The organism is Shewanella sp. AS16 (assembly GCF_021412365.1).
In the GTDB taxonomy this organism is placed as follows: Bacteria; Pseudomonadota; Gammaproteobacteria; order Enterobacterales; family Shewanellaceae; genus Shewanella; species Shewanella salipaludis.
Map to the genome: position 1 here is coordinate 461,767 of NZ_JAKCLK010000003.1, position 19,466 is coordinate 481,232.

General features: G+C 55.3%; 16 protein-coding genes and 1 tRNA gene. 7 read left to right on the top strand and 10 right to left on the bottom strand.

Annotated features, from left to right (window positions below):
- The first annotated feature begins 1 nt into the window (after position 1).
- The 4 genes from cydB (at position 2) to LZP73_RS10600 (ending at position 4,932) form a co-directional block, all read left to right on the top strand.
- Positions 2-1,141: a cytochrome d ubiquinol oxidase subunit II gene (gene cydB / locus LZP73_RS10585; RefSeq protein WP_234234910.1), complete on the top strand. Its 1,140-nt coding sequence runs from the start codon at positions 2-4 to the stop codon at positions 1,139-1,141.
- A gap of 29 nt (positions 1,142-1,170) precedes the next feature.
- Positions 1,171-1,287: a cytochrome bd-I oxidase subunit CydX gene (cydX, locus tag LZP73_RS10590; RefSeq protein ID WP_234234912.1), complete on the top strand. Its 117-nt coding sequence runs from the start codon at positions 1,171-1,173 to the stop codon at positions 1,285-1,287.
- 241 nt (positions 1,288-1,528) lie between these two features.
- On the top strand, positions 1,529-1,774 hold the full coding sequence (locus LZP73_RS10595) for a YdcH family protein (protein ID WP_234234914.1): 246 nt from the start codon (positions 1,529-1,531) through the stop codon (positions 1,772-1,774).
- A gap of 428 nt (positions 1,775-2,202) precedes the next feature.
- Positions 2,203-4,932 (top strand): TonB-dependent receptor domain-containing protein, encoded by a 2,730-nt coding sequence (locus LZP73_RS10600; protein WP_234234916.1) that lies wholly within the window; start codon positions 2,203-2,205, stop codon positions 4,930-4,932.
- 56 nt (positions 4,933-4,988) lie between these two features.
- On the opposite strand, the gene LZP73_RS10605 is transcribed toward LZP73_RS10600, so the two are convergent.
- Positions 4,989-8,060, bottom strand: coding sequence for an efflux RND transporter permease subunit (locus LZP73_RS10605; protein ID WP_234234918.1), 3,072 nt, complete (start codon positions 8,058-8,060; stop codon positions 4,989-4,991).
- A gap of 3 nt (positions 8,061-8,063) precedes the next feature.
- Positions 8,064-9,197 (bottom strand): efflux RND transporter periplasmic adaptor subunit, encoded by a 1,134-nt coding sequence (locus LZP73_RS10610; protein ID WP_234234920.1) that lies wholly within the window; start codon positions 9,195-9,197, stop codon positions 8,064-8,066.
- A 142-nt stretch (positions 9,198-9,339) separates the two neighbouring features.
- Here LZP73_RS10610 and LZP73_RS10615 point away from each other — a divergent pair, with 142 nt between their 5' ends.
- Entirely contained in the window at positions 9,340-9,978 is a 639-nt protein-coding gene (locus tag LZP73_RS10615; protein ID WP_234234922.1) for a TetR/AcrR family transcriptional regulator, read from the top strand.
- A 111-nt stretch (positions 9,979-10,089) separates the two neighbouring features.
- On the opposite strand, the gene LZP73_RS10620 is transcribed toward LZP73_RS10615, so the two are convergent.
- The 8 genes from LZP73_RS10620 to LZP73_RS10655 form a co-directional block, all read right to left on the bottom strand.
- Complete coding sequence (locus tag LZP73_RS10620) at positions 10,090-10,662, bottom strand: chalcone isomerase family protein (RefSeq protein ID WP_234234924.1); 573 nt, start codon at positions 10,660-10,662, stop codon at positions 10,090-10,092.
- An 82-nt stretch (positions 10,663-10,744) separates the two neighbouring features.
- Positions 10,745-11,224, bottom strand: coding sequence for a DUF2947 domain-containing protein (locus LZP73_RS10625; RefSeq protein ID WP_169564377.1), 480 nt, complete (start codon positions 11,222-11,224; stop codon positions 10,745-10,747).
- Positions 11,225-11,753: 529 nt separating this feature from the next.
- Entirely contained in the window at positions 11,754-12,140 is a 387-nt protein-coding gene (locus LZP73_RS10630; protein WP_234234926.1) for a hypothetical protein, read from the bottom strand.
- 247 nt (positions 12,141-12,387) lie between these two features.
- Positions 12,388-12,603, bottom strand: coding sequence for a KTSC domain-containing protein (locus LZP73_RS10635; protein WP_234234927.1), 216 nt, complete (start codon positions 12,601-12,603; stop codon positions 12,388-12,390).
- Positions 12,587-14,524: an ATP-binding protein gene (locus tag LZP73_RS10640; protein ID WP_234234929.1), complete on the bottom strand. Its 1,938-nt coding sequence runs from the start codon at positions 14,522-14,524 to the stop codon at positions 12,587-12,589. Before LZP73_RS10640 ends, LZP73_RS10635 begins: the two co-directional genes overlap by 17 nt.
- Complete coding sequence (locus tag LZP73_RS10645; protein WP_234234932.1) at positions 14,514-15,710, bottom strand: SIR2 family protein; 1,197 nt, start codon at positions 15,708-15,710, stop codon at positions 14,514-14,516. The genes LZP73_RS10640 and LZP73_RS10645 overlap by 11 nt, the downstream gene beginning before the upstream one ends.
- A gap of 942 nt (positions 15,711-16,652) precedes the next feature.
- A tRNA-Arg gene (locus tag LZP73_RS10650) sits at positions 16,653-16,728 on the bottom strand.
- 55 nt (positions 16,729-16,783) lie between these two features.
- Positions 16,784-17,962, bottom strand: coding sequence for a flagellar assembly protein FlgT (locus LZP73_RS10655; protein ID WP_234235262.1), 1,179 nt, complete (start codon positions 17,960-17,962; stop codon positions 16,784-16,786).
- A 391-nt stretch (positions 17,963-18,353) separates the two neighbouring features.
- On the opposite strand from LZP73_RS10655, the gene LZP73_RS10660 reads away from it, so the two are divergent.
- Positions 18,354-18,986, top strand: a complete 633-nt coding sequence (locus LZP73_RS10660; protein ID WP_234234933.1) for a FlgO family outer membrane protein — start codon at positions 18,354-18,356, stop codon at positions 18,984-18,986.
- Positions 18,983-19,441 (top strand): LPP20 family lipoprotein, encoded by a 459-nt coding sequence (locus LZP73_RS10665; protein ID WP_234234935.1) that lies wholly within the window; start codon positions 18,983-18,985, stop codon positions 19,439-19,441. Before LZP73_RS10660 ends, LZP73_RS10665 begins: the two co-directional genes overlap by 4 nt.
- Positions 19,442-19,466 lie beyond the last annotated feature (25 nt).

The window sequence follows — 19,466 nt, forward strand, 5'->3', positions numbered from 1 at the left end:
TATGTTTGATTATGAACTATTGAGAATGATCTGGTGGGCCTTGATCGGCGTGCTGCTCATCGGATTTGCAGTGACAGATGGCTTCGACATGGGGGTAGGGGCCTTATTGCCCATCATAGGCAGGGACGACACAGAGCGGCGCATCATGATCAACAGCATAGCCCCCCATTGGGATGGCAATCAGGTGTGGTTGATCACCGCCGCAGGGGCGCTGTTTGCCGCCTGGCCCATGGTCTATGCCGTGTCTTTCTCGGGTTTCTATGTCGCCATGATGTTGGTGTTGTTTGCCTTGTTCCTGCGGCCCGTGGGATTCGACTACCGCTCCAAGATTGAAGATCCCAGATGGCGCAAGAGCTGGGACTGGGCCTTGTTCGTCGGTGGTCTGGTGCCTCCCTTCATCATAGGCGTCGCCTTCGGTAATCTGTTGCAGGGAGTGCCGTTCGATTTCGATGAGTTCCTGCGGGCGACTTACCATGGCGGTCTGTTGGGGCTGTTGAATCCCTTCGGCCTGCTGGCCGGTCTGGTCAGCGTCAGCATGGTGATGATGCAAGGCGCCAGTTGGTTACAGATGAAGACGGAAGGCGAGCTCAGGGTGAGGGCGGCGACAGCGGCCCAGGTCTGCGCCATCCTGTTACTGGTGTTATTTGGCCTGTCCGGTCTCTGGCTGATTAACGGCATCGACGGCTATGTGGTGACCTCTGTGATAGATCATCACGGTGCCTCCAACCCCGCCACCAAGACGGTCGCGGTCCAGGCCGGTGCCTGGCTGCTGAACTACGACAAGTACCCGCTGACCATGTTATTCCCGACATTCGGGCTCATCATGCCCTTGCTGGCATTTGCGGCGAGTCGTTTCAACCGCTCTGGCTTCGCCTTCCTGTTCAGTTCGCTGGCGATAGCGGCGGTGATCCTGACCTGTGGTGCGGCCATGTTCCCCTTCATCATGCCATCCTCACTGGCCCCTAACCTGAGCCTCACCCTGTGGGATGCGACGGCAAGCCAGATGACCCTGACTGTGATGAGCTGCGCGGCGGCGTTTTTCATTCCTCTGGTGTTGAGCTACACGGTATGGACATACTTTAAAATGTTCGGTCGCCTCAGTCGCCAGCATATCGAAGACAACAAGACCTCACTCTATTGATGGTGACCAGGAAATAAGGAAACTGATTTATGTGGTATTTCACTTGGATATTAGGGGTATTGCTGGCTTGCTCCTTCGGTATCATCAACGCCCTATGGCTGGAAAATACCGAGAATATGGACAGATCCGCCGAGGATGAGCGTTAACGCCGGCTTCCAACAAGAAAACCTCACCCTGTGAGGTTTTTTTATGCCTTGCGCTCTGTGTTGGCCGCGGCTGTCGGGCGTTTCCGCTCCGGCATTGTCAGTCCCTGGCCCCGGGTCTACTATTTAAGGAGATACAGCTCACATGGCGGCGCTCGCTGAGCGGCAGTTTGCTTGCTGGCGTGATGTGCTCTGCTAGTCTTGTGATTGAATATTATCCGTTCTGTGCCGAAGGAGGCTGACTATGTTAGGTGAAATTCATTCTTTAACCCACGAGTTCCCCGAGTATGTGGATGTCATCGCCGAGTTGAAACACAGAGACAGTGAGTTTGCCACCATGAGCAAAAGGTACAACGAGCTGGACAATAAGATCCGCGCGCTCGAGCTTACCAGTGTTCCCACCACGGATGCGCATTTCATGGAGTTGAAGATGGAGCGCTTGTCCCTCAAAGACAAACTGCATCACAGGCTGGTCAATCAAGGGGCCTGAGCAGGCACCCCATTTTTTATGGCATAAGGCTCGCTGGCTGCCGCTTTCGGCCCGGCGATGAGGCTGTTTCGTGTCTGTCATTCCCATGAGTGCCGGCTGGCGCTGTCCTTAGCCCAGGCCTTCATGCTTGGGTGTTGCCGCGTGCGGCTTTTCCTCTGCGGCTCAATATAAGAAGATTCAGTTCAACATCCATCAGCCACCTTGGTGTCCTGCGGCTGAGCCTAGTCTTTCCCCGACATTTCCCCTTTCCCCGCTGCAGCAGTTATTGGGCTCGGTTATTTTTGCAACAATATATATTGTATACAAAATAAAGTATATGTTATAAATGTTGCGGTTTTGTGATCTTGAAGCGCCGGGATGGATACGGCTGGCGGCACAGGAAAGACAAAATTGACCAATAACGACAACGGATCAAAGGGAGAGGAAAGGTGAAATTACACCCATTAGCCAAGATGACAGCGTTAGCCGGCGGCAGCATTATGTTGACCGCCGTACCCTCGATGGCACAAGCAGAGCAGCAAGATAAGGTCGAACGCATCGAGGTCACAGGTTCGCATATCAAACGAATAGACATGGAGGGGGCGAGCCCAATCACTACCATCACGGCCGCCGATCTGGAAAAGTCCGGTTTTGCGACCGTGGGCGATGCACTGCGCAGTTCCAATTTAAACGCGTTCGGCTCATGGGGCGGTGGCTCGAACAACAGCTGGGGCTCGCAGGCGACAGTGCAATTGAAAGGCGGTTCGGCATTCCACACCCTGACGCTGCTCGACGGCAAGCGCATGGCCAAGTCACCCGTGCTCGACGGCGGCGCGGCCAACATCAATACCATTCCCATGGCGGCGGTTGAGCGGATCGAGATCCTCACAGATGGGGCCTCGGCCATCTATGGCACAGATGCCATCGCCGGTGTCGTCAACATCATACTGAAGAAGGACTATGAAGGCATTCAGCTCGACGCCCGCATGGACAGGCCCACTGCCGAAGGCGGCGACTCATCCAATCTGTCTTTTACCGGCGGTCTGGATTCGGATAAGGGGCATCTGGTATTGACCCTGGAGCATTATGAATCCCAAAAGATAAAGCAGAGTGATCGCTGGTATACCCGGCCCTTCCTGTTGGAGGGCGGCGATGCCAATGACTACCAGGACTGGGTGAATATCAGCCCGACGGGACGGGTGCTCACCCAGGGCGATGCCGGCGGCTGGGTGTACTCGGCCCCGTTTTCGAATGCCGACAAGAGCTGCGCCGATGTCTATGGCGAGCAGTTCCTCGGGGTATTGAATGACAGCGACTATCCGGGTGACACCCTGTGCGCCTACGACTACAGCAGGGCGGCGGCCATTTCTGTCGGCCAGAAGCGCAACAATACCCTGATACATTACACCTATGAGTTGAGCGATGACATAGAGCTGACGGCGCGGGCTTTCTGGGCCGCGAACGAGACCATGGACGTGTCGGCACCTGTGCCCGCAGCGATCAGCATTCCCAATGGCTTGCCTGCCTATACCACGGCCGAAGGCCTGGATTTGGTCGAACTCGTTGCCGATCCGGATGCAGGCATGAATTTCCGCTTCGATACCGCGGGCAATCGCGTTGCCGAGCACCATGACAACATCTTCGACTACCTGCTGGCCCTGAATGGGACAACGGATTACCTGTCCTGGGATTTTTCGGTCAATTACAACCAATACGGCAACTTTACCTGGGGAACCGGCTATCAGCTGAAAGGTGCGACCACAGATCTCATCGGCAGCTGGGATAGCGACAGCAATAGCTTCGTGGGTTGGGATCCCAGGGATCCCCATTCACCCATGCCGCAAGGGGCGACGGCAAACTATGACAAGCGCATGAACGCGACGTATCTGGACGTCAGCGGTGGTGCCTCATTCGATCTGTTCGAGCTGCCCGGGGGGATTTCCGGCATGTACCTTGGCGCCGCCTATCGTGAAGAATCTTTGGATTCCAAGGTGACGGCTCTGGCCGAGGCGGGGCAGATCATCGGCGGCAACGGCGGCAGCGGCGGCGAGGGCGAACGCGATGTGAAGGCCGTCTATTTCGAGCTGGTGTTGCCTCTGCTGGACAAGTTGGAGCTGAATCTGGCGGGACGCTACGATGATTACTCGGATTTTGGCGGCACCTTTAATCCCCAGGTGTCGGTCAAATACAATGTGCTCGACCCCTTGCTGCTGAGGGCATCCTGGGGCAACGGCTTCAGGGCGCCGACCCTGTCGGATCTGTATCAGGGCACCTCTGAAGGTTTCGGCTACATTACCAATTACCTGAATTGTTACGCCGAAGGCGAAGACATAGATACCTGTGGCCGCCGTGACTATGCGCCTACCCGCACCGGCGGCAATGAAGCGCTGCAGCCGGAAGAGTCTGAGTCATACAACTTTGGCCTGGTGTGGGATATCACGGATCAGATCAACATCTCAGTCGATTATTGGTCGCTGGAGACCTCAAACCTCATAGAGACCCTGGACCCGGACGAAATAGTCAAGACGCAGGCCAAGCTCTGGCAGGCGGCAGACGCCCTGGGTGTGGCCCGTCCCGAGGTGGGATCTGTCTATGCCGGCGCCTCGCTCGAACAGAGAGGCAACGGCCGGATAGACAATGTCGTCAGTCGCAAGGTCAATGTGGGCTTGAGCGAGCGCGAAGGCATGGACGTGAGCATGCATGCGAGCTGGGATACTCAAGTGGGGGAGTTGAAGGCCGGCCTGAGCTGGTCCCACTATTTCAAGTACAAGAGCACCCATGTCAATTCCGGGGTGCGTATTCTGGGTGACAACATCGCCGGGCGCGAGGGCTCTCCGGACGACAGGGCTAATGTTTCGCTGGATTACCTGGTGGGCAATCATTCGCTGAGCTACTTCGGCAACTATATCAGCGCGCAAACGAGCTGGGATAGGATCGAAGGCAGCTGGGATCCGGATGCAGGTCAGACGGAGGACGAGGGGCGGTTATTTGAAATCGACTCCGTCTTCTACCATAACCTGACCTATACCTACAGCTTGCCATGGAACGACAGCCTGTCCATCGGCGTCACTAACCTGACGGACGAAGAGCCATCGTTCAAATACGACGGCACTTTCGATAGCGACTTGTATGACATACGGGGGCGCACCTACTGGGCTTCATTCCGCCAAGCATTCTGAGTCTTGCAGCAACACAGTGAAAAAGGGCGCTCTCCGAGCGCCCTTTTTTATTGATGTCAACAGGCCTCTTGTGCCTGCCGTGCCCTCTCGGGGGTTCGCTTCATCAACAATAAATACATGGTAGGGACCCAGAGCAGCGACAGCAGTGTGGTCAGCAGGGTGCCGCCGGCAATGGCGATGGCGAAGGGAGGCCAGAAGCCGCCGCCGGCGATGATCAGCGGGATGAAGCCACCGACTGTGGTGATGGTGGTCGAGCTGATGTGGCGGCCACAGGAAGACACTGTCCTGACTATGGCCTCCGGCTCCCCGAGCCTGGCCGCCGGCAGATCTTCCAACTCGGCCAAGATCACTATCGCGGCGTTGATCGCCAGCCCCATCAACCCCAGCAATCCTATGATCACTGTGAAGCCGAAGGGATAGCCGAAGACATAGACGGCCAGCAGCCCGAGTCCGGCCGATTGCAGCGCACTGAGGAGGATAATGCCCGTCAGCCTGAAGGAGTTGAAGGACAAGACCACGGTCGCCAACAGCAGGGTGACGACCAGCACCAGGCTCGACAACAGGTTGCCGACCGCCTCATTGCGCTTGGCACTCTCACCGCCGATTTCCAGGTGATAGCCGGGCGGCAAATGCAGCTGCGCCAGCTGCGGCTCTATGGCTTGCAGCACCTGCGCCGGCAACACGCCACTGGCGATATAGGCTTCGACCGTGTTGACCCTCTGGCCGTTGCGCCGGGGAATGGCACCGCGGCTGACCTGGGTTTCACTGTGTGACAGGGCGGCCAGGGGGATGCCTGAGCCCGTCGCCGACACCAGGTTGATTTCCGCCAGGCGGGTGGCCTGCTCCCTGGTGCTGTCACCGAGCCGGACCCTGACCGGCAGAGACTCTGTCTGTTCCAGCAGGCTGCCGCCGAGTATGCCTGTGGTCGACATCTGGATCTGATCCGCTATGTCTTTGAGGCTCAGGCCGCTCATCAGGCTGGCGTCTTCATTGACCTGCAGCCAGACCTTGGGGGCGCCGGCACTCAGGGTGGTGCGGCTGTGGATCACCTGGGGTATGGTGGCGAGCATCCGCCTGACCTCGTCCCCCAGGCCGCGCAGTACGTCCAGATTGGGGCCGAAGATCCTCAGCTCGACCGGGGCGTTGAAGGGTGGGCCCTGTTCCAGCTTGCGTACCAGGATCTGTGCCTCGGGGTAGGCCAGGTCCAGCGCCTGTTGCAGCTCAGGGATCAGGCGGTTGGCCGTGTGGAAGTCGCTGACCTTCACCATGGCCTGGGCATAGTTGGTCGCCCCCTGTTGCCGCTGGAGCAGGTTGTAATAGAAGGAAGGGACATTGCCGCCTATGAGCCAATCGACCTGGGTAATGCCCCGGGCTTGGCGCAGCCGCTGGTCCAGGGCGGCAACCAAGGTGCGGGTATGCTCTATGCTCACATGGGGGGCGAGATGGACTTCGACCTGGAACATGTCCCTGTCCGATGGCGGGAAAAATTGCTCCGTCATCTTGCCGGCGGCGAAGAAGCCCAGCACAGGCAGGGCGCCTATGCCGATAGCCGTCAGCAATGGCCGTTTGAGTGCGCCGCCCAGTAGGGTCTGATAATAACGGCTGAGGCGAGGCAAACTTATGCCGTCGCGGATCCAGCCGGCGCTATGGCCTTCGAGGCTGAACCTGCCGGCCAAGCCGGCGATCAGCGTATGGGAGATGACATAGGAGCCCAGCAAGGCGAAGATCACCGAGATGGCGATGCCGCCGACAAACTCGCCGGCGGCGCCCGGCATCAGCACTATGGGCGCGAAGGCCAGCATAGTGGTGATGGTCGAGCCTGCCAGTGGCAACCAGAGGTGGTGCAATGTCTGCGACACAGCCGCCAAACGGCTGGCCCCCTGTTGGCGGCGCTGGGCGATGGCGTCGACTATGACGATGGCGTTATCCACCATGATCCCCAGGGCGACCACCAGACCCGTGACCGACATCTGGTGTATCGGCAGGCCGACATACCTCATGCAGGCCAAGGTAAACAGGGCGGTCAGCGGCAGCGACAGGGCGACTATGACGGCATTTCTCAGCCCCAGGGTCAGCATCAGCACCAGCAGGATGATCACAAACCCCTGCAACAGGTTGACCAGCAGGCCGCCGAGGCGCTCCGAGGTGTAACTCTCCTGCTCGAACAGCCATTTGACCTCTATGTTGGCCGGCAGGCTATGCTCAAACTCGGCGACGGCCTGGGCGACCTGTTCCTGCCACAGATCCACCCTGGAGGTGTTGAGCATGCGGGCGGCGACCATTATGCCTTGCTGGCTGTCGATCAGCGCTATGCTGTCCGCCGGGGTCTTGGCCTGGCGCGAGATGTCGGCGACATCCCCCAGGCGCAGGATCCTGCCATCGGCATCGACTCTGAGCGGCACCTGACGGATGCGACTCAGAGAGTCGAGTTCCCCCGAGACTTCCACCAGGGCCCTGAAATCGGCATTGTTGATTTCCCCGGCGGAAATCTTGGTATCCGCGTGGCTGAGGATGCCGGCTATGGCCCCGGGGGTCAGCTTCAACTGGCTGATTTTATTGCCATCGAGCCGAACCTGGATCTCCTCCGTCGGGGCGCCATGGAGTTTGACGAAATCGGTACCCGGCAGGAGTCGCAGGCGGCTCTGCAGCTCCTTGGCATACCTGTGCAACACATGGGGTTGCAGCTGGGAGTCGCCGCGCCAAGCCAGGCCCAGGATGGCGGTGTTGGCGTAGCCTACCTGGTCGTCGAGCCGGGCGTTGCTGGCCCCCTCGGGTAACTGCGGCTTGGCATCGTTGATGAGATCCCTGGCCCTGGACCAGACGGGATCTGTCTGGGTGACATTATCTTTCAGTTCCAGCTGGATAACCGAGATCCCGGGTCTGGAGGTCGACTGCACCAGCTTCAACTCTTCCAGACGCCTGAGCTGGTTTTCCAGCACTTCTGTGACCAGGGCTTCGACCCGTTCCGCCGAAGCGCCAGGGTAGGGGGTGATGACAGAGGCGAAGCGATTGGTGATGTGGGGATCTTCGGTTCTCGGCAGGCTGGAGATGGCACCGAACCCCGCCACTATCAGCAGGGCGATGAACAGGCTGACGAGGCGGCCATTTTCGACGAAGGCTTTAATCATGGCTTACCTCGACGTCATTTCTGTGTTTAGCGCGAGATCTGTCCCGGCGGCCACGGGTTTGACCCTTTGGCCTATGACCAACTTATGCAGCCCCTGGCTGACATAGGCTTCGTCATCGGCGATGGCGCCGCGAATGAAGGCGCGATCGCCCGAGGTGTAGAGTATGTCGACATCGCGGCGCTCGAGCAGGTAATCGCCTTCAGCCGCCTTGAGCACATAGAGGTTCCACAGGCCGCGCATGCCGTCGGTCAGGGCCGCCAGCGGCACCCAGTAGCCGGGCTGGGCTATGGTTTGCTGATAATGCAGATAGGCAAGCTCACCATTGATCACCGCAGCGCCGAGCGGCAACTTGACTCTCAGCTGCACCGTGCGGCTGACGGGGTCGACTTCGGCGCTGATGCCGGCGATGCTGGCATCGAACTCCTGTTCGGCGACCGTCAGTTCGATTGCCTGGCCCTGGGTCAGTGTCTGGGCAACGGCAACGGGAACCCCTATGTAGGCCTGGGGAGCGGTTTCACCTATCAGGGTGAATACCGGGCTGCCGAGTGCGACCACTTCGCTCGGATTATGATGCCGCTTGCTGATCTTGCCATCGAAGGGGGCGAGCAGGGCAGATTTGTCCAGTTTGAGCCGGTTGACCTGCAAGGAGGCGAGCAGGCGTTGCTTACCTGCCTGCAGTCCGTTGAGTTGACGCTGGTTTTCATCCAGTGTCTGCGCCGAGACATAGCCTTGCTGTTTCAGTTGCAGGTTACGCTTCAGGGTGGTCTGCGCCAGATCCAGATCCGCCTGATTCTGCGCCAGACTGGCCTTGAGTTCCTGTTGCTCGGCCAGCAACAGGCGGGTGTCCAGGGTCGCCAGCACTTGCCCTGCCTTGACACTGTCGCCGCTGTCTACCGCCAGCTCATCGAGCTTGCCTGCCAGCTCGAAGCCTATGGCCGTGGTATTGCCCGAGCGTATGGTGCCTGTGTAGGTCTGGCTGTGTTGGTAGTATGCCACCCGGGTCAGGGTTTGAGTGCTGACCACAGGGAGCCTCGCCTGCGCCTGCGGTCTTGCCTCATCCTGGCAGGCAGCCAGCAGCCAAGTCGCCGCAACGGCCAAGGTCAATGGAAGCAGTATGCTATGTCTTGTGATCGCCATGCTGGTATTCCCCGGTTAGCGAAAGGTTGATTTTTGGTTAAACTGGACTGTCTAGTCTAGTTGTGGAGAACTGGACTGTCTAGTCCATTTTGTGCTTTAATGAGCTAAATTTTGATTCTATGATTCGGGTGGATTGAGCAGATTGAGCAGTGTAACCAACCCCAGCGCGACCCTGAGTCGCAGCGAACAGAAGCGCAGCCAGGTATTGGATGCGGCCATCGATCTCTTCTGTTGTCAGGGATTTTTTAACACCAGCATGGATGAAGTGGCCAGGCAGGCCGGGGTGTCGAAACAGACTGTCTATGCCCACTTTGGCAGCAAGGATGAGCTGTTCGTGGCCGCTATCGAGTCCAAGTGTGTGGCCCATCAGCTGACGGGCGATATTCTGACCGATGCCGCCGAGCCCGAGTCGGCGTTGATGCGCTTTGCCACCCAGTTCAGTGAGCTCATCATCAGTCCTGGGGCGATGGCGGTGTTCAAAACCTGCGTCGCCCAGGCCGACAGTCATCCCGAGTTGTCGCGGCTCTTCTATGATGCCGGTCCCAATCATGTGTTGCGGTTGCTGGCGGACTATTTGGCTCGGGTCGAAACCCATGGGCGCTACCATTTCGGCAATACCCGCCATTGCGCCGTGCGTTTATGTCTGATGACCTTCGGGGAGTTAAGGCTCAGGCTGGAGTTGGGATTGGAACATCAGGAACTGCTCGGCAGCCGGGAGCAGTATGTGCAGGAATGTGTGCAGATGTTCCTGAAGGCCTACAAGCTGCCGGAAACTAACTGAAGCAACACCCGGGCATGGCCCGGGTGCTTATGCTGAGAGCGCTTGGGTGGATAGGGCTTGGGTAGATAGTGACAGGGTGGAGAGTGCTTGGGCGGATAGCCTTTGGCTTGATTAGCCGCCCAGCATGGCCTGCTTGAGGCTCTTTTGTGCCGGCTCGTCGCCCAGCCATATCTTCAGCAGGGCGCGTCGAAAGGCGTCGCCTGCTATCGTCGCCTGCGGCGCGCCATTCTTGTAAGCCGTCACCCCCAGCTGCTTATCGGCCGCCAGGGTGAACTGATCGCCTTCCTTGATTTCATCACCGAACAGCGCCATGAAACTGGCTATCTGGGGCGCTATCTCGCCGGTGTCTTCGTGCGTCGCCTTGTCGAAGCCCTCTATGATGGCATCCTGCATCTTCTGCGAGCTTATCATCCCCGAGGTGATATTCAGGCGGATCACCGCCAGCGGGGACTCCAGTACCTGTTCTGTCTCCGTCTCGGCCCGGGGCAGATACAGGCTGCCGACATAGAGATCGATAAAGAACTTGCTGCGCACCCCGGCGCCGTTGAGCTGCAGCCTTTGCGCTCCCAAGTCCAGGGTGTCGGCCACCTCGACATCGGCAATGTTTTTTGCCATCACGCCCGTGGGCAGCAACAGCATAAGGGATAGACTCAAACCGCGGATAAGTTGACGCGAAGTGCTCATGTATGACTCCAGAGATACTCTGCCTGTTAGAGGGGAAAAGGCAGAGAAAAATAGTGAAAAAAGGCAAAACGGCCGGTGGGAATTAGCCCCGCAGCCCCAGCTTGTACTGGCCCGATTGCTCGAACATCACAGCTTGTTTATGTTTGGGGGAGATCAGCAGTGGACCGTCGTCGAAAAACAGGAAGCATTTCCAGTTACGCACGAACACATCCCAGCGGGTCTCGATGATCTGATATTTTTCATAGCAAAAATACACGGGCGCATCGTCCGGCCAGGGGATGAAGGCGGCCAGGGGCTCGGGCAGGCCGGCATCCTCGCTGTCCCAGGCACTCTGCCAATGCTCAGTCTGCTGCCAGGCGTCGACCTTGGCGGCCCAGTCGCCCTTGGTGAATTGTTCGGCGCGGCTGCTCTTGTTGCTGATCCACTGATTCCACACCCCCATGGCACTCTTTTCATCCAGCGGACGAATGGCGCACTTATCCTGGTCTGTGACAGGCAAATCCTTATGATTGAAAATCCACTTACGACGATATAGATCTAGGGGGATATAGGTATGGGTCAAGCTGCTCTCCTGAGTCGATGTCGGTACTGATGTATTTGGGCCTATAGCCTTAATGCCCGGCATTATACATGGCAACAATGCACTCAGGGAAATTCCTCCCGGACGGGACGCGAATTTTGCATCGGCACCAAGTGAGGGCGCTGCTGGAGCCGTAGGCGGTTGAGGCGCCGCTTTACCTGCATGTGGCCGCTTTACCTACATGTGCTGATGCTGATGCTGATGCCGTTGACAGGGCAGCGCAAGCGCAGTGTTCAGATGGAGGGGCGCGAGACAGATTATCGAGCGTCGCAGTCTAGCCAGTTGGAGCGTGATGCGCGGCGGCGACTCTTATTTCAAGATACAAACCACAAGTAAGCGACTGGGTCATAGCCATCTGTCGATAGGCAGAGATCCAAGCAAGAGCTTGTATCACCGCCAGCACCTATGCGCAGAGTCGAAGGTAGGTTGTTGGGGAGATTGAACAGCTCTCTGTGTAGGAAAAAAGAGAGCTGCTAAGTAAATTTCCGGTATAGGAACAAGCTGCGATGAACTAACGTCGCCTATATGGAGAGCAAGGCATATTGCAACCGCAACGAGTGATAGTCCCCCCGTATTTCTGACTGACTTTTGCTGATTTCTTCTCATATTCCTCAGCCTCGTGCAAGTAACGAAGCCCTTCTTTTCTGAAGACGTGCCCGATTAAGAAACCTATTAAAATAATCCCTAAAAACATGTAGTAGGTTGGGGTAGACATGTTTGCTAATGCTTCGTAAAGGGATATTTTCGATGTCCCATCTTCGAATACATCCTTCACAATTATTGAGGCTGGAGCGACAGTGAAGAGCAACATCAAGCCCTTGAATATTGCTACGCCGATATCGATTAGTGATCTGCCAAAGGCCTCCTTGGCTTTTGGGTTGTAGTTGTTTGGTTTCATAAGTATTCCTTTATTATCTAGGTGCTAATATTTAACCTGTAAAAGAACTGTAGCTACCATTTTTGGCTGAGTGTGCAAAATGGAATTAGGCCGAATCAAAAAACAAGAAGATTATTACTGAAGTCTAGGATTCAGTTCCTTGAAAGTTGACTAGGGAGATAAAGCAGCTCTCGGTGGATGAAAGGCGAGAGCTGTTTGATGGGGAGTACACTGAATCTTAATTGGTTACGGCTATTTAATTTAGCGCCTAAGTCCGCGAATAGCGATACATGTTCTTTACATTTTGAGCAAGAAAGCTCCCCCTAGAAGGCGAACCTCGCATTGATTCAAAGATATGTTGGGGAACATCAAAATAGTTATAAATACCTGTTGTTTTAAATTCAACGATCAGAATAGAAGACTCATCATCATAACCTACCCTAACTATTGTCGAGGATTCAGGACTTTCAAACCAATCGATCATCTATTTTCTCCATTGTTTCTTCTCGAGTAGCCACATTAGCTACTATTTCGTGTTCATAACGTGGCGATTGCTTACGCCATTGTTTTACCAAGATAGAGTAATCTGACACACTTACTTCCTGCGCCCACCCCCCGGGCCCTTCGAATAGTAGAATTCCCTGATCATTGACTTGCCTCACAACTACCTTGGGATCTACGCTATCAGGGCGTTGATCAATGGGTGGTGGTGAAATCAAAGCTCGGATTGGAAGACTTACAGCCTCTCCAACTACGATGGCCTCCCCAGTGCGCAGAACAGGTAACATCTCGAACAACCCTTTCAGGTTATCGGCTGCAGCACTTGCAATATGACCACGATCACTGTCATTTGTTAGCCGAAGCGCAAACAGTGTCCCGCATTGTGACAGAATCGTGGTGTCGATTTCTGCAGGACGCTGACTAACCAACATCATACCTACCCCGTATTTCCTCCCTTCCTTCGCAATACGCTTTACAACAGTGGAAGCGGAGCCATCATTTTCACGCGAGAGGTAGGCATGGGCCTCTTCCAGAACAATCAGAAGCGGTCGCTCTCGCCCACCTTCGGGCAAATTTCTAGCCCAAAATATTGCGTCATATAACACCCTAAGCATTGCGCCGATCAGGTCACTTAAAATGTTTGATGGAATGCCTGAAAGGTCGAGGATGGAAACTGGTTTATCTGACCCAATCCAGTCGCACAGTAGCTCATCGACATCTTTAACAACACCGCCATCAAGCGTCGGCGACCAATCACCTGGCCTAAACAAAAAAGCTAGCCTAGGATCGCGTAACTTTGAAGCCAGCGATGCAAGCTGGGCTCGTATGCCAATTGTTCCTGCACCCAGTTGCACACGCTCCTCAGCTGGGCCTGTAGTTTTGACTGTTCGGTACAGGGGAGGGCGTACAGTCATGGCATCGCCCGGCTCCTGTGGCTGACCGGCATTGTCTAGAACATATGCATGCTCTACCTCCCCAGCCGCTGCACCCGGTCTGGGAATGAGCGTGTGATGTTCCTTTCGATGAAGATCGAACCACAATTTATGGATACAGAAAGGAATCGGAGAGTCGGCGGTAACATCGTCGACCGTTACACCTGCACGAGGGTGATTCACTAGCGCTTCGCGCTTCAGAGTGACAATCGCGTCAGCAACTGCAGTGGCCTGGGCATCATTTAGGCGCCCAAATGCAAACGGCACGAACTCATCGAAGCTTAATGCCCAGAATGGGATGTTAAGTGGTTTCTGGCTCTGTACAGAATCGGCAGCTACACGAAAAACCGTTGAACGACTCGACAGTGCTTTAGCATATTCACCATGAATATCCAGCACGAGAATCCGTGCAGCAGGGTATCTCAAAGGATTAGAAAGAGCATTCAATAGTCCCGCAACAGTTGTGGACTTACCTGAGCCAGTTGTACCCACTACAGCACTATGTCTACTGACCAGGCGATTGATGTTCACTAATGCAGGTATTGCCTCTGCGCTAGCAAGATGCCCAATCGATACGTAGTCCTGTGGATCAACTGCCCCATATATTGCGGCCAAATCTGCTTGAGTCACGACATGAACACGATCATCAACGGTTGGATGTTGTGAAATTCCTCGTTCAAAACGGCCACCCCGTTGTCCTTCGCCAACCATCTGGACCTTTATCCAACGGTTTCCATAAGCACGTTTTTCATCTACCGAGTCTGGAGCTGCCCCGGCCCCTACTTGGGAAACGACACCGTATAGGTCAACAAAACCTAGAGGTATCCGCACAAAGCTGCCAACTTGGCCAATGCGATAACCCTCGCCAGCAACAAAGCCAAGGCCCGTCGCTGTATCGTCATTTAACTCAACCGTTACAGTAGAACCAAAAACATCTTGGACAACACCTATGAAGGTAGGATCACGCTTCATTGTAAGCACCAGAGTCTGAGTTTTGATTTAGCTGATGGGCAAGGAACTGACCTAGTTTTTTGAAGTCGCCCAACCCAAAATTACTTCGTACGACTTCGCCTTCGGTCACGCTGTCAACAGCCACCCCATGTAATGGATGGCTAGCCTGCGCAGCAGAATTCCAATCTCGATTCAGGGTTCCAAGAACTGCTCCATCCGCAGTTAAGATACTCAGGTTTGGCTGTCGCATGGCACAGTGAATAGCTTCAGGATATTGAGCCCTATCACCATAAAGCAGTCCAAAACACATCGCCGTCGGGTTACTACGTAAACCGTTCATGATCACTTCATTTAAATGCTGATCGGCAAACGAGTAACCGCAGCAAACCAGGACTGCCTGACCTCGCCCCAAAAAATCTCGTAGACGATCAAGCATTGCCAGATAAGGAAGGCGTCGGCTCTGGTCATATTTCAAATGTGACGGGTAGATCATCTGCCTATCCGCATCGTCACTTTTACTCTTTCGGACAACATCATGGTCAGGTGTACGCCACCAGTTTATTGATCCATGCACCTTCCAAAGTCGCGCCCAACGTGAAGGAAGCGTGTCTGACTCCATTGAAGGAAGATCAAAAAATGCCTCCCGAGCACCTACGAACCCATCGAAATATGGAACCTTGTGGGACTCTAAAGCTTGTTCCATCAACAGATCATAATTCGGCGTAAAAACCTCTACAGAATGCGCCCGGGAAATGCCGCTCACCCAAGCTGCAAGGTTGTGATATGGGGTTTCACCATCGGGAAGCGGCACACCTACAACATCTGCAGTGATTTGACAGATTCGCTTGTCTAGGGCCTGCAACTTGGGCTTGGTTAATCCATTGATTTCACCGTCTCTAACAACATCGAGTAGAGCTCTTAAATGACTAAGAATCTCTTCAATGTTGGGCGCTGCACCACCGAGTCGCGCCAGCAGTGATGCATAGTCAGCATTTAGCTCAATGTCCGTCGCGAGTGTCGTTGATACCAACGTTGTTAAACCTGCAATGTCGGGGATCAGTGGGGAAGAGTTGCCACCGCCATTGTCGACTCGGATAGACATCGGGCAGCCGGCCCCTAATAGAAATGCAATCCGCATTTTATTAGGCGCAAGGGCCTGCTGTAGAAGGGAAGACTGTCGATAAGGACAGTGGGTAAAGCCGGACATAAACGCTCATCCTTGATTATAGGATACCGATAATTCGAACTTTTTTTTCAGTAAAGTCCAAATGATATATACGGAAACTAACTACTACGCGACTCAATGTCTACTAAGTTTTTAATTCCTATTAAAAGTTTTATAACCGGGTCTGTTGGATGTGTAATGCAGTATTGGGACTCACTTCGTACAGCTAAGCGTCACTTAGTAGTTGAATCTATCTCATCTTACTGTAGTGAGAAAGCCAAACTCGCTTTCCGTACACTTATTGACAGAACTCCAAGTGAGAGCGGCTAGCGCTTTGCTGTCCCTGAGGCTGCATTGCTAGCGTCCAGTTGTGGACGCGGGTGGTGCTCTCCACGCCGAAAGAGACAATGCCCTTGAGTTGAGTTAGGGCAGCATCGCCGTAGCGGTTTGTCTTGATGGCCCCAGGTTAGTGTCGGCAAGTGGCGGGCTCTTGGCATAGTGCTTCTGCTGTAATGGCCCTGGGGATCTGTGTCGTCAACTTATCGAGTGTGACTTGTCTGCTTTCTGTTTGAGTATGGTTTGCAACAGCTTTAAGAAATCAGTCTTTTGAGCATTGGGCTATTCACCGAGAAGCGTGTCGGGTGTTTTGTTCTGTTTCTCGTCTGAAGGCCTGCGGGGCATGCTTGCCATTTTCCCTGTCGATAAACCCAAGAGAAAATGATGCGAGATCCTGGCTGTTGTCCATAGCTGGGTTAACTGGGCTGAATGGGGATTTTTGACATGTGATGAAAAATGCTCAAAAGGTCTGTGTTATGGCGGCACGTTCTATGGCGACACGCATTATAGCGGCACATTTTATCGCGGGACTTTCATGACGGTACTTTTATGATGGCGCTTTTATGACGGCACATGGGCGGCAAAGATGCCGGTACAGGAGCTTGGATTTTACTAACTGATTGAATTTACAGGGGGGGGAGAAAAAGCTGGTCTCTCCACAGGGACTCGAACCCCGATCGGCCGCTTAGGAGGCGGCTGCTCTATCCTGTTGAGCTATAGAGAGACGGGAGTGATTATACTGATTTCATCCCCAATTAAAAGCCTTATGATTTAGTTGCTTAAATCTTGAGCGCGATATCATTGATTTGTATGTTATCCGCTGCATTTTCACCCATTAGCAGGGCGGTGGCGCTCTCTTCCGTGACCTGTTCTATGGTGATGCTGGCGCGGCTCTTGCTGGCGATGGGGCGCATCTGCGCCAGCCGGTCGGGCAGGTTTTGCTGCAATACCAATTGAAACTTGTCGCCGACCTTCACCCCATGCTTGCGGCCCAGGTTGAGGACCAGCCTGCTGCCGTGTTTGGCTATCACCTGGCCGAGCAGGGGACGGCAGCCCAGGCTGTTATCCAGATCCCGGGTCGCTTGCTGCAGTACCTGGGTTATGCCATTGGCGTAAGCCGAGCGCCAGAAACGCTCGCTGTTTGGCGCCACAGTTTCCTGCAGCTCAAACTCCCAGGGGGCCGAATTACGGTATTGATTGTGCCAGATGGCTTCGCCGCTGATCCCGTGATACAGACTCAGCTCCATGCTGAATTGTCTCTGGGGATCGCTATGCCAGAGTCCCAGCAGATGGGACGCTTCGGGGTCTGTGGAGACATCGAGTATGTTGATCAGCAGCATGTATTGGCTGTCGCTGAGTTCGGCCAGCCAGCCGGGCAGACGATTGCCCGGGTTGTCGGCCAGAGCCCGTTTCATGTCCAGGCGTTCGTTGGCGTGTAAGTGACTGAAGCCGGTGCGTGAGTCCAGATCCAGGCCGGCCGCCAGCCGCCGGGATATGGCCTCACCCAAGCCGTCCAGTTGCCCATGCCTGAGTTGGGTCCTGTCGCTAATCTGCGCCTGGGGAATGAAAATGGCGGCCTTGAGATGGTCGCTCATGCATTGCTCGGCGCCGTCCTCGGTCAGGTCCAGGCGTAACTCGACCCTGATACTGTCGTTGCTTAGGTGTTCAGCGACAACTTCTATGCTGTTGGCCTGGGTGAGCCGGTTGAGGGTGAAGTTGTCTTCGACCAAATTGCCCTGGCTGACGGTTTGCACGCTGCTGAGATTGGCGCCTCTGCCCAAGGTGGCATAACTCATCGCCTGGTTGATGGCCTCTTCCCGCGCCTTGTCCACCTTGCCATCGAAGATCTTGGCCTCGCCGCTGACTTCGACCCACTGGGCCTGGAGGGGCAGGGCCAAGCCGAGCAGACTCAGAAGCAAGACTAACTTGGATTTTGCCGACTGACTCGAGAGTCGCATCTTTTGTCGTACTGTTTGTTGCATCCCGGTTTGTTGCTTCATAGCTGGCTGCATGAGTCATTGCCCTGTCTTTACGGCCTAAATTTGGGGTTGGCGCCTTGGCTACTGCGACTCTCTGCTGCAACTCAATCATAGAGTCACGTCAGTCACAGAGCAACGTCGGTCATAGCCTGGCGTCTGTCATAGATATGACGCCGCGGCGCACTTTCTGGTTCTTCACGCAAAATAAGCAATATCTATGCCTGTTTAAAAAATATTTTAGCCTGGGATGGGATAAAGTTTGTCGCCATGAGGCCGATAGAGAGCTATCGCAATGTATGTTGCTCCGTTTGCCGTCTGAGGCGCGTGAGCAACTTGATGCCCTGAGAGGCAAGAACTGAGGAAGGTACCTATGTATAAAATGGCTTTGTTGCCTCTGGTGTTGCTCATGGGTGGCTGCGCCGGGCATGACACCGCCATGGTTGCCACTCCAGGCTTGACCCAGGCCGCGCTTTTGCCGCCCCAGGGGGCGATCAATTACCTGGCCGAGCGGATAGTGAACGACTTGGTGTTGCATAATACCGGGCTGGGGCAAGATCAGCCCTTGTTGGTCACCACGCCTGTGATGGTGGATGATCTAATGCAAACCAACGCCCTGGCGCTGCAATTGCAGCAGGGATTCGTCGGCGCCTTGCAGCAGCGAGAGTTCAGTCTGGTCGATCAGAATGTGGCCCGGATGCTGAGCGTGACGCCCAAGGGGGACTTTATCCTCAGCCGCGACTGGCAGAAATTGCCTAAGGATCTGGCGGTCGAGCACCTGTTGGTGACCACCCTGAGCGCCGCCGTCAATGGCATGGTGATCAACAGCAGGATAGTGGAGCTCGGCAGCAGCAGGGTGTTGTCCAGCTCGCAGAGCTTCGTCAGCCAGGCCGAACTCCCGGACTATTTGCAGCCCGCCGAGCGTGTGGTCTCGCGCCAAGGGCTCTTGTACCTGAATGCCGCCGCGGCGCAGGGGATGGTGACTGTGACAGGAGAAGTACAATGAACAAGCTGGCCTTATTACTGGCTTTGTCCTTGGCCCAGGGACTGACGGCCTGCGCCGCACCTGACAGGTATGTGCAGTGGGAGACAGAGGCCCCCAAGAGTTTTCCCAAGCTGACCGCCATAGGTTATGCACCACTGGCGACCCAACCTGCGAAGGAGCAGTCGCAGCGGGTGTTGATGGCCATGCAGGCCTCCAAGATCGCCGCTTACCGTGAGTTGGCCGAGCAGGTCTATGGCCAGCAGCTGGCAGCCAACACCAGTGTCAGTGACTGGCTGGTTACGGATGACAACATCAAGGTGTCGGTATCCGGGCTCATTCGCGGTGCCAGGGTGGTGAAAAGCTACCCGGCCGGTGAGCATTATGTGACCGAACTCGAATTGGACTTTGCCCAGGTATGGGCCTTGTATCAACAGGGGCAGAGATCGCAGAGAGTCAAGCGAGTGACTTACTTCTAAGCTGGCTTCCAGGCAGCTAATGCAG

What these genes read in the sequence shown, in the direction of transcription:
- LZP73_RS10610 (WP_234234920.1), bottom strand. Translation starts at nt 9,197, where the DNA reads ATGGCGATCACAAGACATAGCATACTGCTTCCATTGACCTTGGCCGTT.
- LZP73_RS10620 (WP_234234924.1), bottom strand. Translation starts at nt 10,662, where the DNA reads ATGAGCACTTCGCGTCAACTTATCCGCGGTTTGAGTCTATCCCTTATG.
- LZP73_RS10665 (WP_234234935.1), top strand. Translation starts at nt 18,983, where the DNA reads ATGAACAAGCTGGCCTTATTACTGGCTTTGTCCTTGGCCCAGGGACTG.
- LZP73_RS10595 (WP_234234914.1), top strand. Translation starts at nt 1,529, where the DNA reads ATGTTAGGTGAAATTCATTCTTTAACCCACGAGTTCCCCGAGTATGTG.
- LZP73_RS10635 (WP_234234927.1), bottom strand. Translation starts at nt 12,603, where the DNA reads ATGATCGATTGGTTTGAAAGTCCTGAATCCTCGACAATAGTTAGGGTA.
- LZP73_RS10605 (WP_234234918.1), bottom strand. Translation starts at nt 8,060, where the DNA reads ATGATTAAAGCCTTCGTCGAAAATGGCCGCCTCGTCAGCCTGTTCATC.
- cydB (WP_234234910.1), top strand. Translation starts at nt 2, where the DNA reads ATGTTTGATTATGAACTATTGAGAATGATCTGGTGGGCCTTGATCGGC.
- LZP73_RS10630 (WP_234234926.1), bottom strand. Translation starts at nt 12,140, where the DNA reads ATGAAACCAAACAACTACAACCCAAAAGCCAAGGAGGCCTTTGGCAGA.
- LZP73_RS10640 (WP_234234929.1), bottom strand. Translation starts at nt 14,524, where the DNA reads ATGAAGCGTGATCCTACCTTCATAGGTGTTGTCCAAGATGTTTTTGGT.
- LZP73_RS10645 (WP_234234932.1), bottom strand. Translation starts at nt 15,710, where the DNA reads ATGTCCGGCTTTACCCACTGTCCTTATCGACAGTCTTCCCTTCTACAG.
- LZP73_RS10655 (WP_234235262.1), bottom strand. Translation starts at nt 17,962, where the DNA reads ATGCGACTCTCGAGTCAGTCGGCAAAATCCAAGTTAGTCTTGCTTCTG.
- cydX (WP_234234912.1), top strand. Translation starts at nt 1,171, where the DNA reads ATGTGGTATTTCACTTGGATATTAGGGGTATTGCTGGCTTGCTCCTTC.
- LZP73_RS10660 (WP_234234933.1), top strand. Translation starts at nt 18,354, where the DNA reads ATGTATAAAATGGCTTTGTTGCCTCTGGTGTTGCTCATGGGTGGCTGC.